Source organism: Deinococcus detaillensis, assembly GCF_007280555.1.
In the GTDB taxonomy this organism is placed as follows: Bacteria; Deinococcota; Deinococci; order Deinococcales; family Deinococcaceae; genus Deinococcus; species Deinococcus detaillensis.
In genome coordinates this window covers 236,266-253,964 of the sequence record NZ_VKDB01000002.1, presented here as the reverse complement: position 1 = coordinate 253,964, position 17,699 = coordinate 236,266, and the positions used below count along the sequence as shown (strand labels likewise).

The following is a 17,699-nucleotide window of genomic DNA, read 5'->3' as shown; positions in this document are numbered from 1 at the left end:
CTCCAGCGCCAAAACCAAACGCTTGCCCTCAAGCGCCGCGCACCTCCCCGCGAAGCCGTGACCCAGATGGTCGGGCTTCGTGGGGAGTTTTTAAGGACGGCTCTACCTTCACCACCCCCAAATCAAAACTGCGTTCGGGAGTGGGGCTGAGCGGTATTGACGGCAGCCCAGTGAGACGGCTCACGGCTTTGTGGATCGTCCATCAATTCCACAAAGGCGTCCACCACCTCAGGATCAAACTGCACGCCGCGCTGGGCGACGATTTCCCAAATGGCGGCTTCCGGCGTCCATTCGGCTTTATAAGGCCGTTCGCTCACCAAGGCGTCGTAGACATCGGCCACCGCAAAAATGCGGGCCAGCAGCGGGATGTCCTTGCCCGAGACGCCGCTGGGGTAGCCGGCACCGTCCCAGCGTTCATGGTGAAACTCAATGATCTTGCAGGCGTCGGGCGAGACATTGGGAAAATGCTCAGCCAGTTGCGTGCCCAGTTCGACATGCCGCTGCATCAGCGCTTCTTCTTCGGCGTCGAAGGGGCCGGATTTGAGCAGCACGCGGTCAGCCACTTGCAGTTTGCCCAGATCGTGCAGGTAAGCGCCTTGGCGCAGCGCCCCGAGTTGCTCGTCACTGAGGGCCAAATGCTGGCCGAGTGCGCTGGAGAGTTCCACGACCCGACGGGTGTGCCCCTGAGTGGCTCCGTCGCGGGTCTCTAGGGCCAGCCCCAGCATCAGCAGGGCGCTTTCCTGATCGGCTTGGTGCTGGTGGCGGCGTTCGTGGGCGGCCATCACAGCGGCGGCCCACAGCGCGAATTCTTTGGCCAATTCCAGTGAAGTGGAGCTAAAGGCCGCCGGATCGTGCAGATTGTCGAGATTGAGTTCGGCGACCACTTTGCCCTGCACCACAATCGGAAGCAGCAAATTGGCTTTGAGTTCGTGGATGCGCCTGACCGAAGCAGGGATATCCGGCGGCTCTACATCGCGCTGAGAATGGAGCTGTAGGGCTTCGCCGGTCAGCAGGCGCGGCTGGCCCCGCTGCAACTGTTCGAGGTCACCGTGCCAATTTTGCATTTGTGAAAAGGTGTACCGGACGCCGAGTAGCGCTTCGCCGTATCCCACTTCGCCGCGCACCACCCACTCCTCACCGTCGCGCACCGACAAGCTGCCGGCTTCGGCCCCCGGCACACAGAGGATGGCGGCTCTGAGCAGGCCCGGCAAATCGGGCTCGTCGCTGCCCTGCTCCGCCAGAAATCTCAGCAGCGAGCGGATGGTGGCCGCGCCGGGAGAAGCGTCGTTAAACGGTGAAGGCGGCAGCGCTTCTGGTCGCGGTTGCCACTCGGCCAGAATTTGATTGCGCCCGGCTCCCTTTGCCAAATACAGCAGCTCATCGGCCCGCTGAAAGGCCTGTTCTCCCTCAGCGACCAAGCCGCCGGATACCGTCAGCGCAAAATTGAGGCTGCTGAAGTGCTTACGGTGCACTTCGGCCAAAGCCGATTGAAGCTGCTCAGTGAAGGCCTGCACGGTGTGTTGAGCTTCTGCGTGCTTGACGCTCAGCCGCACCGCGAATTCCTCGCCGCCCACCCGGTAAGCCCGGCTGCGCTCATTGAGGTGAGCACTCAGCACCTTGCTGAACTGCTTAAGCACTTGGTCGCCGTAGAGGTGGCCGTGTTCGTCGTTGACCCGTTTGAAATGGTCGAGGTCGAGCAGCAGCAAAAAACGGGCCTCGGGGTGGTTGGGGCTGAGCGGCGGCTGATCTTCTTCAAAAGCGTAGCGGTTGTGTAGGCCGGTCAGGGCGTCGCGGGTGGCGAGGCGCTGGTAGCGGCGGTTGCTGACCACGGTTTGCCGGGCCAGCGACACCAGCGCGGCCCACAAGCAAAAGCCGGTGATGCTAAAGACCACTTTGATGACGTACAGTTCGGCGGCCACGCTGAATGCCTGCGGGGCCCGCACAAAATTGAGCAGCAAGACGGCGCTGCTCGGCACAAACAGCAGCGCGGCGTACACGGCCCTTTGCTTAAGAGACTGGCCGATTTTGATCTTGCTGCGGCGCAAAAGAGCGGCTATGCCCACCACGCTGGCCAGTTGCAAGCTGGCGATTCCCGCGCCCTGCTGTCCCAAAATCAGCCAGTGGTAGAGGGAGAGTGCCGTGCCGATCAGCACTCCCCAGGGCGTGCCCATGAAGCTGCTGGCCAGTGCCACCGGAACTTCCCTGAAATCAAGGTAAAAGCCCGGCGCAAACGTGTGGGTATGCATCAAGCAGGCGAGGCCCGCGCCCAAATACACCAAGCCGCGAAAGACTTTGGTCTTCCAATTTTGCTCGGCGGAAAAGCTCAGACTCACCAAAATGGCAAACGACGGAAACAAGATCAGCGCAAAGAAAAGACTGTCAGCCAGCGACAGCAGCGTGGAAAATGTCATCCCCGCTCCGGCAGCCAGCCGCCCAGCCACAGGCCAAGCACCGCTTTGGAGCGCCCATTTGATTTCAATGCTTTCATGCGGCTTTCCTCAACGCGCAGACCATCCCCGCCCTCTCAAGCTGTTTACTGGTGCTCTGAGAATTAAATCACAATAGCGCAGTGGTGTGGGGAATGGAGCCACACCGGAGTGCTGTTTGGCCCAGCCTGTTCGCTCAGCCGAAACAGGGCCAACCCAACCCCACTAAAACAACCCCGCCAAGCCGCGCCGCGTTTTGGGAAAACGGGAGCGCTGCACGTCCTGGGCCAGCGTTTCCAGCGCTTTTTGAAGTCCTTGCGCTTCACTCACGATGGCGCTGCTCAGTTCGCTGATCTGGGTGTCGCGCTCTTTTTCCCACCAGTTGAGCACCCGCTCATTGAGCTTGGCGTGCTTGGGGCTGCTGATGTCGCGTGGCGGCTGAATGCGGCTGCGGGCGTCTTCGAGCAGCGCCGGTAAGGTGGTGGCGTGGGCGGCGCTGCGGAGGTCGCCGCTGGTCTTGAGGTCGGCGACCCGGCGGCTAAGGCGCTCGTCTTCTTGTTGGTGGTGGGCGCGGTTGCGGCCCTGAATCAGCGCGGCCCCAATCGCCATGCTGACCAGAGAGACTGTAAAGGCCAGCAGCGACCAGTGCTGAGGGGTGGTCGGCACATCTGAACTGGGAGACGAGAGGTCTTGCAAGGTGCTGCTCTGGGCGGCGTTGGCGGCGAGTTGCTGCGTGACCCGCAAGATGCCGTCCCAGTTGAGGTAGCCTTCCACCACCAGGTACAGCGAGCTGATGAGCAAGATGGCCGTCACCAGAGACGCCGCGCTGCGCCGATTTTTGCTGAGCTGGGTGCGGTAAGCCAGTTCTTCGAGCAGCCACAGCAGCAAGACGCTGAACATCACCCCGGCGCTCAGCGCAATGATGGTCATATACAGCAAATTGTCGGGGTTGAACAGCAAATTGATGCTGATGCCGCTGATCAGGCCCACGAAAAATTTGCTGAACACCGCAAAAAACGAAAAGGCTTTGGCGCTCAGCGACTTGTCCGGCTCGGGGCGGTAGGGCTGCCCGTCTTTGGCGAGCGAGGCCAGCGCCGCTTGTCCGTAGAGGTCGTCGGCGTCGCGGGTGTACGGGCTGACACCTTGCTCGATCAAAGCGTCGAAGCGCTGCTGAGTGGCCTGCTCAATCGCTTCGGTGGCCTGAGTGTAAGCCCGCTCGCTGGCGCTGCTCGAATCGTTCATGAACTTGAGATGCTGCTCTTGGCGCGACCAGGATTGCCGCACGCCCACCCCCGTTTCGGCCAGAGCGCGGGTGAGGGCCGCGTAAGTCACATTGTAATTGACTTCGTACTGGCGCACTCCCAGGTCAAGGACGCGGGCGCGGCGCAGCAAATCCGAGCGCTGGGCTTCGTCGTCGATCAGTTGAATGTCACGCTGCACGTCGCTGAGATACGTTTCCAGCTCGGCGGGCGGCAAAACCGGCATGAACTGCTGGGCGCTGAGCGCTTCGGGCGTGGGCAGGGCGGCCAGATGAGATTGATCGCTAGCGGGGTCGGCGGGCGGCTGTTCATTTTGCACAGCATCGAACACCATATTTAGCTGCCCGTAGGGAGGGGAAAGAGTCTCGCTGGCCGTCTCGGTTTGGTTGGCCTCCATCTGATTCGGGTCGAGTGTGGTCATCGGCGGTCTGCCTTGACAGCGGCGGCAAAGCTCGGGTACACGTTGGCGAGGTCATACGCTCCGGCCAGAATCACCCGTTTGTCGTTGGCGGACTTGCCGAGCTGGGCCGTGAAGCTGTCGCGGATGCTGCTGCCCGTGGCGTCGGCCTCGGGGCTGAGGCCCGCAATAAAGACGGTGGCGGTGCTGCGGCCCAGCAGTTTGCTGAACACGCTGGGCAAAGTCGAGCGCTGCGGGTCGTCCAGCACGGCTCCGTCGGTAAAGTAAACCACCACGGTCTTGGCGTCTTTGATGCGCTGCCCCGCCGAAGTGGCAGCGCTGAATCCGGCGGTAATGGCGCTGCCTCTGCCCTTGCAGGGAGCGGTCAAGGCGTTGGAATAGCGCAAAATATCGCTCTTGGGCATCCGAGCGCCGTTGGCCCCCTGGTACTGGAAATCGGCGATGGTCTTGACGCCGCTACAGACTTGCAGCAAGGTCACGCTGTCGCCGCTCTTGACCTGATTGAGCAGTACATTCTGGGCGATGAGGCGGGCCTGCGGCGCGTACTGAAACGCCGGATTTTTGCTGCTGCCGGTCATATCCACGGCGATCACCAGGTGAATGGGCGGTGAACTCAGCCCCAGCACCGAGGCCGCGCTGAGCGGGGTGGGCACGAGCAAGCTGGATAAGATTGGAAAAAGCGCAAAACTGGTCATAAAAGAAGTCTCCACGTTGAAAATCGTTTTAAGGTGAGGGAGTCGGCGCGGGATTTTGCGGTGGGTTTTGCAGAGTGATGCCCGCTTCCGGCACCGCCGCGCCGTCCACGCGCCGCAGTCCAGCGGGCATCGGCAATTCAGTGAGGGTGTGCGGCAGCTGGCGCAAAAAACTGATCTCGCGGCAAGCGGCTTGGTGGCGGTAGAGGTCGGTGGGCACGGCCGAGACGCCGCTGGGATCGCCCAGCCAGACGGCCATGGCGTACTCGGGCGTGACGCCCGCGCACCAGGTGTCATTCACGTTGTCACTGGTGCCGGACTTGGCCCCGAGCTGCGCCGCGCTGCCCAGCAGGCCCGAGAAAAAGGATGGCCGCAAAAACTTGACGTGCGAAGCGTCGCCCGAGACGGCGGCGGTCAGCATATCGAAGGTCTGGTACGCCACCCGGCTGTCCCACAGCGGAACACAGGAGCGTGGCGGCAACGACAAGCGCCGCCCCGAAGCGTCGTAGACCGCCGCCAGCAGATGCGGCGGACACCAACTGCCCCCGTTGGCGAAGCTGGCATACGCGCCAGCGACTTGCAGCGGTGAGGCCCGCCAAGTTCCGAGCGCCGGACTGGAGGTGTTGGCCGCGTCTTTGGTGTAGCCCACCGCGCTCAGCGCCCTTGTCAGCGGCTGCTGATACTGCAAGCCGACCTGCACCGCCACGGTGTTGAGCGAGCGGGTGTCGGCCTCGCGGACGGTCACGCTCTGGTTCAGGAAGGTGCCGGTGTTGTTGCCAATCGCCTGCCCGTAATAGCTGGTCGGCTGATCGCGGAAGCGGCTGAGCTGATTGAGGCTGCCCGCCCCCTGCCCGAAAGCAGCCGAATACAGCAGCGGTTTGACGGTGCTGGCCACCGGGCGGCGGGCGCTGACGGCCCACTGCTGGCCCGACTCACCGCTGAGATTTCCGCCGGTGCTGCTCGACAGGGCCAGAATCCCGCCGTCGGCCACGTTGATGACGGCAGCCCCCTCGCCCACGTTGGCCCGGTTCTCGCTGACACGGGCGTTCAGATCCCGTTGCGCCTGCGCGTCGATGGTCAGGGTCACGGTGGCGGCGCGGGCGGGCGAAATGCCGCTTTGCTGGAGCTCGCGCTTGACCAGAGCCTGCAAAGTCCAGGCCGGGTCGGGGTCGCTGCGGTAATCCGGATTGCGGCTGGCCCGCGCCACCATCAGATTTGGGCCGAATCCGGCGTAGTCCACTTTCCACAGGCTCGGCTGTACCTGCTCGCCCACCGCCTGCGCGTACTGGTCGTCGGTGATCAGGTTGTGAACGTGCAGAACTCCCAGCGTCAGCAGTTGCTGCGCCCGGATGGTCCGGAACCGTTCGGTCGAGTCGGTCAGCGGCATTTTATCCGTTACCAAGTAAGTGCCGGGGCGCGGCAGCAGGCCCACCAAAAAAGCGCTCTGGGCCAACGTCAGATCGCTGGCGGATACCCCAAACATGATGCGGGCGGCGTCGTGAATGCCCTTGCGCTGCCCGATGCCCAGCCAGGGCAAGCTGTTGACGCTCATCTCCAGCACCTCGGCCTTGCTGTAGCGCAGGCTCAGCAGCGGGGCCAGCACGTACTCGGCGGCTTTTCTGAAAATGCCCGCCACGTCGCGGCTCACGCCAGTGCGCCCGGTGTCGTAGTCGAAATGCCCGGCCAGCACGTTGTTTTTGAGCAGCTGCATGGTGAGGGTGCTGCCCCCCGCGCGGCTGAGCAGCGACTTGGGAATGCGCCCAAGATCAATGCCGGGATGCTGGAAGTAGCGCACGTCTTCTTTGCTGATATATGCCAGCAAAAAGTCCTTCGAGACGGCGGACAGCGGCAGGGTCAGCGTCTCGCGGCATGGCACCGGGTTGCTGGGTTGCTGGCCCTGCACCTCGTCGCAGTGGTCGATCACGCCCATGTCGTTGCCTTTGTTGTCCAGCACCCGGATCGGCTCGATCTGGTCTTTGAGATTCCAGGTTTTGGAGAGCGAGCCGGTCAGCGCCGCGCCTGCCAGCCCGGTCAGCAAAGTCAGCACCGTGACAATGCCGACGCCCGCCAGCAGCCATCTGAGCAGCCGCCAGATCAGGGCTGGGCGGCGCGGCGAAGTGAACAGGGGAGAAACGCTCAACGCCCCAGATCCGCCAGATGAGTCGCCACCGCCGCGAACTGGGCTTCGCGGTTGAATTGGTTGTAGAGGGCCGAGCCGCCGATCAGCAAAACGACCACCGTGCCGAGGGCGGCCAGAGCGGTCACGCTCCGCTGGCCCCAGTGGGCGGGTGTTCGACTGGCGCGGGTCGGGCGCGGTTGAGACAGGGGGCGCGGTGTGCCCGCTTTGCCCGGAGACAGGCGGGGCTGAGTGGAGTGTGACTGGGCACGGCGCTGAAAACGAGGTGAACTCAGGCCGCCCAAATTGAAGCCGCTCAGGGGGCCGCTGGTGTAAGGTTTAGGCTTCCGAACAAACCGCATACCGCTCAGTCTAGAGAAGCAATTCTGAGTTTTACGTCCGCCTTTCTGATGATATTCCCATAAAGGGCGTGAGGGGCGCTGTTCAGCCGTTCAAAGCGGCCAAGATATGCTGCGGCGCTTCCAGCGGCATCAGGTGTCCGCAGCCGCGCACGGCGGTGGCCCGCGCCTGTGGTAAGTTCGCCAGCACCTGAGAGCGGATGGTGTCTGCGTCAATCGCTGGATCGTCTTCCGAAAACAGCACCTGAATGGGCAGGGTCAAGCCGCTGATCTCGCCGCTCACGTCCTCGCGGCTGCCCACGTCCGGCCAGGCTTGCCAAGCATCCCGGCTGGCCCGCTGGCCGTCTTTGATGAATTGCTGGCGGTCTGGCTCGGCCAGCCGCTCAAGCGTGATGTGTTTTTGCTGCGCGTCCAACGCCGCCGAATCGCCGTGAGCCGAGCGCAATTCAGCGCGGCCCTCCTCGGTCATCGGCTCCGGTGTGGAGGGCGAGGGAGCCACCAACAGCAGTTCGGACACCAGTGACGGAAAGCGGGCGGCCAGCAGCAGCACCACTTTGCCGCCCATCGAGTGTCCCACCACTTTGAATGGCCCGCCGCCTGCAGCCTTTAATATTCCCGCCAACTGCTCGGCCATGTCGCCGGTGGTCTGACCCAGCTGGCCGAGCGCCGCCGCGTCCCCAAAACCCATTAAGTCTGGGGTCAGCGGCTCTGCGGCAAGCCCAGCGCGAACCCGCCGCCACAGGTGCGCAGAAGTGCCGAAGCCGTGAACCAGCACCAGACGCGGTTCACTCACGCCCGCAACTCGGCAATCAAGGCGTCGGCGGTTCGCAGGCTCAGCGCCATCTGGGTCAGGCCCGGATTGACGCTCAGCGAGCTGGGAAAGGTCGAGTTGTCGCAAATCCACAGACCCGGCGTGTCGTGAGAGCGTCCGAAGGCGTCCACCACATTGGTGCTCGGATCGTGGCCCATTCGGGCGGTGCCGATGGTGTGGGCGGCGCGGGGCAGCGCCCAGACTTCGCGTGCGCCGATCTTGGCCCAAAGGTCACGCATCACCGCTTCGGCATGCTCGGCCATCCGGTGCTCGTTTTCACCGAAGCTGAAGTGAATCAGCGGTTTGGGCAGCCCGCGCCCGTCGAGTTCGCTGGACAGTTCGAGGAAATTCCCGGCGTAAGGCAGGCATTCGCCCAAGACATTGATGCCTGCCACGTGGTTGTACTGACTCAGATGCTCGCTGAGGGCCGCGCCCCATTTGCCGGTGCCGCGTGCGTACTGGGTGGCGTAGGTCACTGGCATGACGCCCAGCGATTGCAGCAAGTAGCCGCCGACCAGCCCCGGTATCCGGTGAAAATCCTCGCTGATCAGGCCGCCGGGAATGCCTTTATAGGGCCGCAGGTCATCGTCCACCAGGCCCCAGACCTGCACCCCGACGTGGGCCATGAAATTGCGCCCGACCTGCCCGCTGCTATTCCCGACGCCGCTAAGCAGCAGCAGCCGGGGCGTCTCTATGGCCCCTGCCGCCAGCACCACCTGCCGGGCATGCAGCGTCTGGGTTTTGCCATCGCGCACGAATTCTGCTCCGCTGACACGGCCCCCCTGCATCAGCAGCTTGGTGACCTGTGCGCCCTCCCAGATGCTTGCGCCTTTTGACTCGGCCAGCGCCAGATACGTGACGTCTAAGCTGGCCTTAGCCCCGGTGGAGCAGCCCGCCTGACAAAAGCCCCGGTTGCTACAGGCAGGCCGCAGGCCGTAGCCTTCCTGCTCCTGCGGGCGGCTCAGCGCCGCGTTGGCCGCCGCCGAGGTGCGGATGCCGCTTTGCTGAGCTGCTTGCTCCATCAGCAGCGCTGCGCCGTTGAGCGGCAAGGCCGGATGCGGGTAAGGCCGCTGGCGGGGCGGTCCCCAGGGGTACTCGCTGGGGCCGGACACGCCCAGGAACTGCTCGACCTCGTCGTAATACGGCTCCAAGTCGGCGTAGCTCAGCGGCCAGTCCACGCCCTGACCAAATTCCTTAAGCAGCTCAAAGTCGTCGGGCTGGGCGCGGGGGGTATAAGCGGTGTAATGCAGGGTGCTGCCGCCCACTCCGCGCCCGGAATTGTTGCGCCCAAAGCCCACCGGATCCTTGCCCGCCGACAGCCGCTCGTCCATCCAGAACAGCCCAGCCTGCGCCACCTCGTCGGTAGGCATCTCGGCGGGGCGGTGGCGCACCCCTGCTTCGAGGGCCAGAACTCGCAGCCCAGTGGCGGCCAAGCGGGCCAGCAGCGGCGCTCCGCCCGCTCCGGTGCCGATCACCAGCACGTCCAGTTCTAGATTATTGGTCATTTCCGGACTCCCCGTAAGCGATCTCCCGCGCTTCCAGCTCATTCGGCCCTACCCTCGGCCAGCCCGGCGCGTCCATGAATCCGGCGTAGCCGAAGCGGTACTGGGTCAAAGGATGGGCCATAAAGCCTTCGGTCAGTTCGGCCAGCAGGTCTTCAAACGGGTGCGGCTGGTCGGCTTGCAACTTGTGAATGGCGGCGTCCTGCTCGTCACCGGAGAGCGTTTCAAAGTTGCTGGGCAAGGCCGCCAGCAGCCCCTGATACGCCGGGCCGTCGGCGGGGGTATCGGCGTAGCGCCAGCCATCCGAGAGGTTCTGGTGGAGGCGCTGGTCGATCAGGCCGCTCAAATCCATCTCGGCGGGGTCGTGCGGCACCAATCGGAGGGCCACCGCCCGCAGCCGGGCGAACTCTGTTTCGCTCAGAAATTGCCGCCCATAGCGGGCGTCCAGCCGCTCCAGCAGCGTGGCGCGGGTCGGGGCCGTCACGGTTGGCCCGTTGAGGGCGGCGATCACGGCGGCGCGTTCTTGGGCGCTCATGGCTGGCCTGCCTTCGGGTTCTGGACGAGTGGAAACGGAATCAAGGCTTTCATCCGCTTCAACGTGTCAAACCTTGCAGCGGCGCTTGGTAATCTTGGCTGCTATCGGGTGCCGACTTGGCCTTCCGCTCTCAAACCAACATATGAGCAGTCATTCAGGTATAGTAAGGCATGACCCGTCCTCCTTCCTTACCTTCCGCCTCCGAGGCTTCCAACTTGACCTACTTCGTGGAAGGCATGGACTGCGCCAGCTGCGTGCAAAAAGTCGAGCGGGTGGTGGGGCGCTTGCCCGGCACCGGGGAAGTCAAGACCAGTTTCACCAAGCAGACTTTGATCCTTGAACTTGACGAAGCCCAGACTCCGCGCCAGACGCTGGAAACCCATTTGCGTTCACTCGGCTACACTCCGACGCTGCGGGCTGCTCCCGTTCAACCCAAAAGCTCCGAACACGATCATGCTGGACAGGATCACGCGGGCCACACCCACGAAGTCCTGCCGCCCAACACCCCCTGGTACAAAGGCAATCAGGGCAAATTGGTGCTCACCTCGGGTGTGCTGCTGGCACTGGCTTGGCTGCTCAGTTTCGCCGCGCCGCAACTGGCGGTCTACGGCTACGTGGCCGCTACTTTGCTGGGCGTCTGGCCGCTGGCCAAAAGTGCGGTGGCGAGTGCGCGGCTGGGCGACTTTTTTAGCATCAACTTGTTGGTCTCGCTCGCGGCCATCGGCGCGGTGCTGATCGGGCAAGCGGCGGAGGGCGCGGTGGTGGTGTTCTTCTTCGCGGTGGGCGAACTGCTCGAAGGCGTGGCGGCGGGCCGGGCGCGGGCGGGCATTCAAGCGCTCTCGGCCCTGACCCCCAAGACAGCGCTCCTGATGGACGGCAACGAGCTGCGCGAAGTGCCCGCCGATACCTTAGAGGTCGGCCAGCTGGTGCAAGTACGCCCAGGCAGCCGGGTGCCCGCCGACGGCAGCATCACGGCGGGCCAATCGAGCCTCGACGACAGTCCGGTAACCGGCGAGAGTATGCCGGTGGACAAGAACGTGGGCGACGCGGTGTTCGCGGGCAGTATCAACGGCAGCGGCGTGCTGACCGTCAAGGTCGATAAAGCCGCCGCCGACAACACCATCGCCCGCATCATTCACCTGGTCGAGGAAGCTGAGGGCAGTAAGGCTCCCACCGCCCGCTTCATCGACCGTTTCAGCCGCTTGTACACACCGGGCGTGGTGCTGGTGTCGGCGCTGGTGGCGCTTATTCCGCCGCTGCTGCTGGGGGCTGAGTGGCATCTGTGGCTTTACAAGAGCATCACCTTGCTGCTGATCGGTTGCCCCTGCGCCCTGGTCCTGAGCGTGCCCGCCGCGATTACCAGCGCGGTGAGCGCGGGCACCCGGCGCGGACTGCTGATCAAGGGCGGCGCAGCGCTGGAAACCATCGGCAGCGTCAAAACGGTGGCCTTCGACAAAACTGGCACCCTGACGGCGGGCCAGCCGCGCGTCACCGACGTGCTGGGCGCGGCCCTGTCTGAGTCGGAAGTGCTGCGCCTCGCTGCCGCCGTGGAAGCTGGAAGCTCGCACCCGCTGGCGCAGGCCATCAGCGGCGCGGCCAAGTCGGCGGGCCTGAGCGTGCCTGCTGCTGAAGCCGCCGCCGCCCTCGCCGGAAAAGGTGTGACGGCCACCGTGGAAGGCCGCGCCCTGTTTGTCAGCTCGCCCAAGCACGCCGCCAGCACCTTAAACCTCGCGCCAGATCTTCAGCAACGCCTCACCGCCTTTGAAGAAGCCGGGAAAACCGTGGTGGTGCTGCACAGTTCGGATGAGGTGCTGGGTGTGGTGGCTATTCGCGACGAAGCCAGACCCGACGCGGCGCAGGCGATTGCCCGCCTCAAAGCGATGGGTGTCAAGACCGTGATGCTGACCGGCGACAATGCCCGCACCGGCAAAGCCATCGCCGCTCAGTTGGGCCTGGACGTGCGGGCCGAACTGCTTCCCGAAGACAAGCTGCGCCTAATTGGCGAGTTGCGTCAAGACGGCGGCGTGGCGATGGTCGGTGACGGCATCAACGACGCTCCTGCACTGGCCAAAGCCGATGTCGGCATTGCCATGGGCGGCGGTACCGATGTGGCCCTCGAAGCTGCCGACGCCGCCTTGCTGCGTGGACGGGTTTCGGGCGTGGCCGATCTGGTGCAGCTTTCGCGCGATACCATGACCAACATCCGCTGGAATATCGGCTTTGCGCTGGGTCTCAAAGCCATTTTCCTGGTCACCACTCTACTCGGCTACACCAATTTGTGGATGGCGATTCTGGCCGACACCGGAGCCACCGCTATCGTGACTGCCAACGCCCTGCGTTTGCTGGGTTGGCGGGGCAAAGAGGACGCGGCGGCTATGGCCGTCAGCGGCCCAGCTTTACACAGCGGGGCTTGATAAAGTTCAGGTTCGGGTTGGCTCCTGAGTTTTTGAATCAGAATTCAAAACGCTCCTTTCAAAGTTTGCTCAGTTCCTTGATAACCTCCTTCCATCCTCTGCGCTTGACTAACTGTCCTGCTCGCCGCGCCGCCTCCACATAAGCGGCGGCCAGCCGAGTGGGGTTGCGGCCCAGCAGCTCTTCACTCAGTGCGTCACTGCTCAAGCGGCTCAGTCCGGTCGGCCCCTGCGGGTCGCTCGCCGCCTCGCCGCTGAACGTGCGGGCCAGCCCCTCGGCCAGCCAGCGCGGGATTCCGGCAGGCTGAGCGGTGTGAAAGGCTTCGTGGCGAATGGTCAGGGGCAGCCGTCCGCTGAGCGCCAAAGCGGTGAGCCGCTGGGTAGAGATGACCGCGCCCTGTGTGCTGGCGGCAATGTTGGCCGGTTCGGCGGTGTGCCGTGCAAAGTCCGCTGCGCTGCTGGCCGCCTCGATTCGCACCTGAGCGGGCGGCGGCAGCCCGAGGGCCTTTAAGTCTCTGGCTGCCGCGTCCCAAGCCTTAAAAACTGCGCCGAGTTGCAGGCGGTCACGCGGGTCGCTGTAGCTGATACTCAGGCCGCCGTGCTGTACCTGAAAGGCCTGAGCGGTGGGGGAGAGCAGCAGAGCGAAGAGAAGCGTCTGGATAAGCCTATTTGGTTTGGACGACGCTTTGATTCACCCCCTCTCACTCCCCCCTATCTCTTACCGTGAACGTCGCCGCCGAGCCGTAGCCTTCCACGTCGGAGTCGTACATCAAGAAAGCGTGGGTGGGCAGGGCGGTGAAGGTGCCGGGCGTCTGGGCACGCAGCACATAGGTCATGGTCTGCTTGCCCGACAAGTAATCGGCATAAAGGTCTACCCGGTCATCGAGGAGGTCGCGTCCGGCGTACCAGTAATTCCAATCTTCCCAGTTGTATTCGTCAGGGTCTTTGAGGCCGGCAATCGCGAGGCTGCGCTCGTCTTGCGCTTTCATGCCTGCCGGAATCGGATCGCTGATGAGCAGGTAGCGGGCGCTTTGCTGCGACGGCTTGATGGTCAGCGTCACCAGAATCAGGTCGCCCACCGTGACGGGTTGCAACTGATTGCCCTTCAGGAGCGGCGTGCGCTGATAGGTGTAACGCTTGCCTTTCTCGTCCCAGATGGGGGTGAGTTTTTGATACTCGCGGCGCAGCTCAAAGCCTTTGCTGGCGTCGGCGTGGAGTTCGGCGGGTTCGCGGCTGAAATTCAGCTGGCTGCTGAAGGTCAGGCCCGCCGGAGCGCCCTGCACCGTGACGGTGTGTGGCCCGGCTTTGAGGCCGCTGGTGTTCAGTTTCAGAGTAGCCGCCTCGGTGCCGCTGAGCGTGGCGCTTCCGGCATTCTGGCCGTCCAGCGTCACCTTGACCTCACTGCTGACGGGTGTGGGCGGCTTCAGGGCGAGTGCGGCGATAATCACGCTGGTGGTGTCCTGGGTGCTGAGCCACTTGGGGCCGCGCCGGTTGCTGAGCAGCCACTGGGAGATATTAGGAATCAGTGGGCTGCTCGGTTCCAGTTGCGCCAAAGCTTCAAGGGCGGTGGCCGTGACCTGCACGCTGTTGTCATCCCAGAAGTCGTACCAATAGACTTTGCCGCGCTTGGGGGTTTCCCAGTGAATCAGCGAGCCGTTGTTGCTGCCGATACGCTGGGCCTTGAGGCGGTCGAGCACGTCTTTAGCGGCCTGAGTCTGGCCCAGTTTTTGCAGTGCCAGAGCGGTTTCGGCAAGCGCGTAGGGCGTGAGGTCTTTGCGGCGGGCAAAAGTATTGAGTCCGGCCAAATCCAGCCGTCCAGCGTCCGCGAGGGCACGGTAAGCGCTGGCCCGCTCGGCTTGCCGCGCTTTGGGGTTGCTGGCATTTTTGGTGAGGTACTTCAGGCCATTGTCCAGCATGGTGTTGTCCACTGCTGCGCCAAGTTGCTTGGCCCTCAGCAGGCCTTCCACCACGTAAGCGCTCATCTCCAGGGTGCTGTCGTCCCACTGCCAGAAGTTCCAGCCGCCGTCTTCATGCTGGAAGAGTTGCAGGCGTGCCAAGCCGCTGCTGACAATATCCGGCAGATTTTTTAGCACACTCTGTGGTAGGGCAGCGCTGCCCAGATTTTGCTTGGCCAGCAGCGCGGGCAAAAAGCGGCTCATGGTCTGCTCGGTGCAGCCGTAGGGATAGCCCACCAAGTATTCCAGCGCGGGCGACACCGCTGAGAGCAGCGAAGGCGTCAGGCTGAGGCTCAGATCGAGCGTGCTGAGGTTGGTGTCCGCCGGAATGTTGAGCGTCACGCTGGGGTTAGAGGCGCTGCCTACCGCCGTTTGGCTGACCTCGTAGCCGCGAGCTTTGACCGGCAGCGGCAGTTTGAGGGCGTCGTTGCCGGAACCTGTACGGGCCGTGAAAGTTACGTCCGCCGTACCGACATTGCCTGCCCGCACCTGCATGTCGCTGCGGACGCGCCCGTTGGCCGCCACGTTGATGGCCGCGCCGGCTGGGGTCAGCGCCGCGCCGCCGAGCGGAGTCAGCCCATTCAAAACAGCGTTGACGTTGCCGGTCACGGGCTTGCCCAGCGTGTTGTTGACGATTCCCGAAAGGGTCACCGTGTCGCCGCGCACCAAAAAGGTAGGCAAAGTCAAGCGGGCGATCACGTCTTTGGTGGTCATGGTGCTGGCCGTGGCCTGCCCGAAGCGCGGAAGCTGCGTCTGGGCGCGGGCGGTGGCGATCCAGGTGGTCAAGTTGTCGGGGAATTTCACGTCCACTTCGGCGTGGCCCTGCGCGTCGGTGATCAGATTGGGCAGCCACAAAATCGTGTCTTTGAAATCTTGGCGCGGCGTCACGCTGTCGGCGGTGCTGGCGTCGGCGGCGCGGGCCTGCTTGTCCTGAGCAAAAGCGGGTTTGGTGGCCACCGGTTTTGGCGCGTTCGCCGTGGTTCCCACCTGTGAAAAGTAAAAATTGAGGCTGGAATTGGTGCCCACCGCGTTGTCGCGCAGGGCGTCAAAGACCTGGGCAATCGGGGTGGCGTTATCGGGCTGCACCAGATAAATCGCCTGATCCACCACGCCCAGCGCCAAATTGGCCGCCACGCCTTTGCCGCCCGCGTCCTTCACGTCTACGCTGAGCTTGCCGGTGTCGCCCGGCGCGTAGCGGGCTTTGGCAGGCGTAACTTTCACTGTCAGCGCCGATCCCACACGCGGCACTTTGACGCGGGCGTCGTTGCTATACAGTTGCCCGTCACCCAGCGCTGCCGCTGCCACGTAGATATTGGGGGCCATGTCCGCCGTCACCGGGAACGAGTAGGTCAGTACTGCGCCCGTGCCGCGCAGCACCGTGGAGCTTCTGAGTTTGTCGCCTTCCAACGTCACCAGAACGGGCGCACCCGGCTTCGGATTGCCCACCAATACGGTGGCGGTGTCGCCCGGCGCGTAGCTCTTTTTGTCCAGCCTCACCGAGAGGTCGCGGTAATTCCAGCCGTAATCCTCGCCGGGCTTGAGCACCCACACGAAGTTCTCGAAAGTGCTGACGCGCCCCTGTGAGTCGGTGACGCTGGCCCGCAGCAAGTAGCCGCCGCCGCGCGGGGCACTCAGGGTGGTGGCCGCTCTGCCGTCTGCGCCAGTCTGCACCTGGCTGCGCGAGAGCCGTTTTTCAGACAGCACCCAGGTCTTTTTCTTCTTGTCGTAGTCGTAACTCTGCCGCGCCAGATCCAGTGTGACCGGCGCGGCGCGGCCCACGTCTTTCAGGTCGCGGGTATCCAGCGTCACGCCAATCGGTTTGCCCACACCGTATACATAGCCGTCGGTGTCGGCCTCCACATTCAAGCTGGCCGGAAAAGCGATCACGCGGGTCTGGGCGCTGACGGTGCGGCGCGATTCGTCTTCCACCTCGGCTTCGATCCGGTAGCTGACCGGGTTGCCGCTCGCGTCTTTTTCCAGTGGTAAGGTCAACTCCAAATCACCGTTGGCGTTGAGCCGCGTTTGATCTTGAATCACCAAGTCCGAGCCGTAATCCGTGCCTGCCGAGTCGGGCGATAGATACTCGCTGTCAAAGCCGGGCGGATAATACGGGGCGCGGGTCACGTTGTAATTGACAATCGCTCCGCTGACATTGCCCCCGAACAGGTAACGGGCCGAGATTCGGACGTTGACTTTGTCGCCCTGCACCGCCCGCTGCCGGTCGGCTTGGATGGTCACGGCGTATTCGGGCTTCTGGTAGGCTTCCACCTGAAAACTGCCGCTGATGTCGGTCTGGTCGTCGTCTGTTCCTTCGGGTGACAGGGAAAAATAATACTCGCCCAGTTTGGCTCCGGCCGGCAAATCCAGTCCGGCATTCAGTGAGCCGAACGCGTCGGTCACCAGGGTTTTTCTGAACACCTCGTCGTCGTTGGGCGACTTGATCACCACCCGCACCGAAGTACCCGCCAGCGCCCCCAGGCTTCCAGCCTGCCGCAGCACCGCTTTGAAATCCACGTGCTGGCCGGGGCGGTAAACGGGCCGGTCGGTGTAGACGTAGCCGCGCACCAGCGGAGCGGCGTAGCTGTTCCAGTTCGCGCCGCTGATGGCCCAGTCGTTGCCGATATGGGCGAGGTAGGTTTCCTTGTCGCTGTTGGCGTCGGCCTTGCGCGTCAAGCGGGCCACGCCGTCCACGCTGGCTTGCACACTCTGTTTGCTGCCCAGCAGGGCGACTTGGGCCGCCCGTGTCTGGCCGCTTGCCCGGTCAGCGGTATAGATCAAGACTTGGTTCTGGTCGCGCTTGACGACCAACCCCAGATTGCTCACCACCACCACGGCAGCGAGGTTGCCGGTGCCCACCGTGTAAACGCCGCTGGGAAGCGTGCCGAGGTTGAGCGAGTCGTCTCTGCGCCGCAAGGTCACGCTGCGAATTGGCGCGGACTGCTGCGAAGCGTTGAGCTTGGGCTGGTGCGGGTCGGGCGAGGCGGCAAACAAGCTGGCCGGGTCGAGTACCCGCCGCACGGTGAAGACCGTTCCGGCAGGCGCGTAGACTTCCACCTTGACGGCCTGGCCCCCCTGAAAAACGCCGCCGTAAATCGATACGTTGCGCTGTGCGGGCGCTAGACCCGCCACCAGAGCCGTGGAGAGGAGAACACCGGTGAGCCATTTGCGCTGTACCCGTCTGCCTTGCATGCTTGCCCCTTTGAGCGGTGTGAAGT

At 63.7% G+C, this 17,699-nt stretch carries 11 protein-coding genes; 1 reads left to right on the top strand and 10 read right to left on the bottom strand.

Annotated features, from left to right (window positions below; all coding sequences use genetic code 11):
* Positions 1–122: 122 nt before the first annotated feature.
* The 8 genes from FNU79_RS03610 to FNU79_RS03575 all read right to left on the bottom strand — a co-directional run bounded on the left by FNU79_RS03610 (position 123) and on the right by FNU79_RS03575 (position 10,118).
* A complete protein-coding gene (locus tag FNU79_RS03610) occupies positions 123–2,411 on the bottom strand; it encodes an HD domain-containing phosphohydrolase (protein ID WP_143719533.1) in 2,289 nt (762 codons plus the stop codon).
* A gap of 240 nt (positions 2,412–2,651) precedes the next feature.
* On the bottom strand, positions 2,652–4,106 hold the full coding sequence (locus tag FNU79_RS03605; protein ID WP_225429855.1) for a hypothetical protein: 1,455 nt from the start codon (positions 4,104–4,106) through the stop codon (positions 2,652–2,654).
* A complete protein-coding gene (locus FNU79_RS03600; protein ID WP_143719532.1) occupies positions 4,103–4,798 on the bottom strand; it encodes a vWA domain-containing protein in 696 nt (231 codons plus the stop codon). The genes FNU79_RS03605 and FNU79_RS03600 overlap by 4 nt, the downstream gene beginning before the upstream one ends.
* A 28-nt stretch (positions 4,799–4,826) precedes the next feature.
* Positions 4,827–6,935 carry a transglycosylase domain-containing protein gene (locus tag FNU79_RS03595; protein WP_143719531.1) on the bottom strand — a complete coding sequence of 703 codons (2,109 nt, stop codon included), beginning with the start codon at positions 6,933–6,935 and terminating at the stop codon, positions 4,827–4,829.
* Complete coding sequence (locus FNU79_RS03590) at positions 6,932–7,273, bottom strand: hypothetical protein (RefSeq protein WP_143719530.1); 342 nt, start codon at positions 7,271–7,273, stop codon at positions 6,932–6,934. Before FNU79_RS03590 ends, FNU79_RS03595 begins: the two co-directional genes overlap by 4 nt.
* Before the next feature lie 82 nt (positions 7,274–7,355).
* The gene (locus FNU79_RS03585; RefSeq protein WP_225429854.1) at positions 7,356–8,063 is read right to left on the bottom strand and encodes an alpha/beta fold hydrolase; all 708 of its coding nucleotides are present in this window, start codon (positions 8,061–8,063) and stop codon (positions 7,356–7,358) included.
* Positions 8,060–9,586 carry a GMC family oxidoreductase gene (locus FNU79_RS03580; RefSeq protein ID WP_143719528.1) on the bottom strand — a complete coding sequence of 509 codons (1,527 nt, stop codon included), beginning with the start codon at positions 9,584–9,586 and terminating at the stop codon, positions 8,060–8,062. The genes FNU79_RS03585 and FNU79_RS03580 overlap by 4 nt, the downstream gene beginning before the upstream one ends.
* A complete protein-coding gene (locus tag FNU79_RS03575) occupies positions 9,576–10,118 on the bottom strand; it encodes a gluconate 2-dehydrogenase subunit 3 family protein (RefSeq protein ID WP_143719527.1) in 543 nt (180 codons plus the stop codon). Before FNU79_RS03575 ends, FNU79_RS03580 begins: the two co-directional genes overlap by 11 nt.
* A 170-nt stretch (positions 10,119–10,288) precedes the next feature.
* On the opposite strand from FNU79_RS03575, the gene FNU79_RS03570 reads away from it, so the two are divergent.
* The gene (locus FNU79_RS03570; RefSeq protein ID WP_143719526.1) at positions 10,289–12,532 is read left to right on the top strand and encodes a heavy metal translocating P-type ATPase; all 2,244 of its coding nucleotides are present in this window, start codon (positions 10,289–10,291) and stop codon (positions 12,530–12,532) included.
* Between the two features lie 58 nt (positions 12,533–12,590).
* Here the strand turns inward: FNU79_RS03570 and FNU79_RS03565 are convergent, their stop codons facing one another.
* Together FNU79_RS03565 and FNU79_RS03560 are read right to left on the bottom strand one after the other, a co-directional pair.
* A complete protein-coding gene (locus FNU79_RS03565) occupies positions 12,591–13,007 on the bottom strand; it encodes a hypothetical protein (RefSeq protein ID WP_143719525.1) in 417 nt (138 codons plus the stop codon).
* Positions 13,008–13,230: 223 nt separating this feature from the next.
* Positions 13,231–17,673 carry an alpha-2-macroglobulin family protein gene (locus FNU79_RS03560; RefSeq protein ID WP_185974590.1) on the bottom strand — a complete coding sequence of 1,481 codons (4,443 nt, stop codon included), beginning with the start codon at positions 17,671–17,673 and terminating at the stop codon, positions 13,231–13,233.
* Positions 17,674–17,699 lie beyond the last annotated feature (26 nt).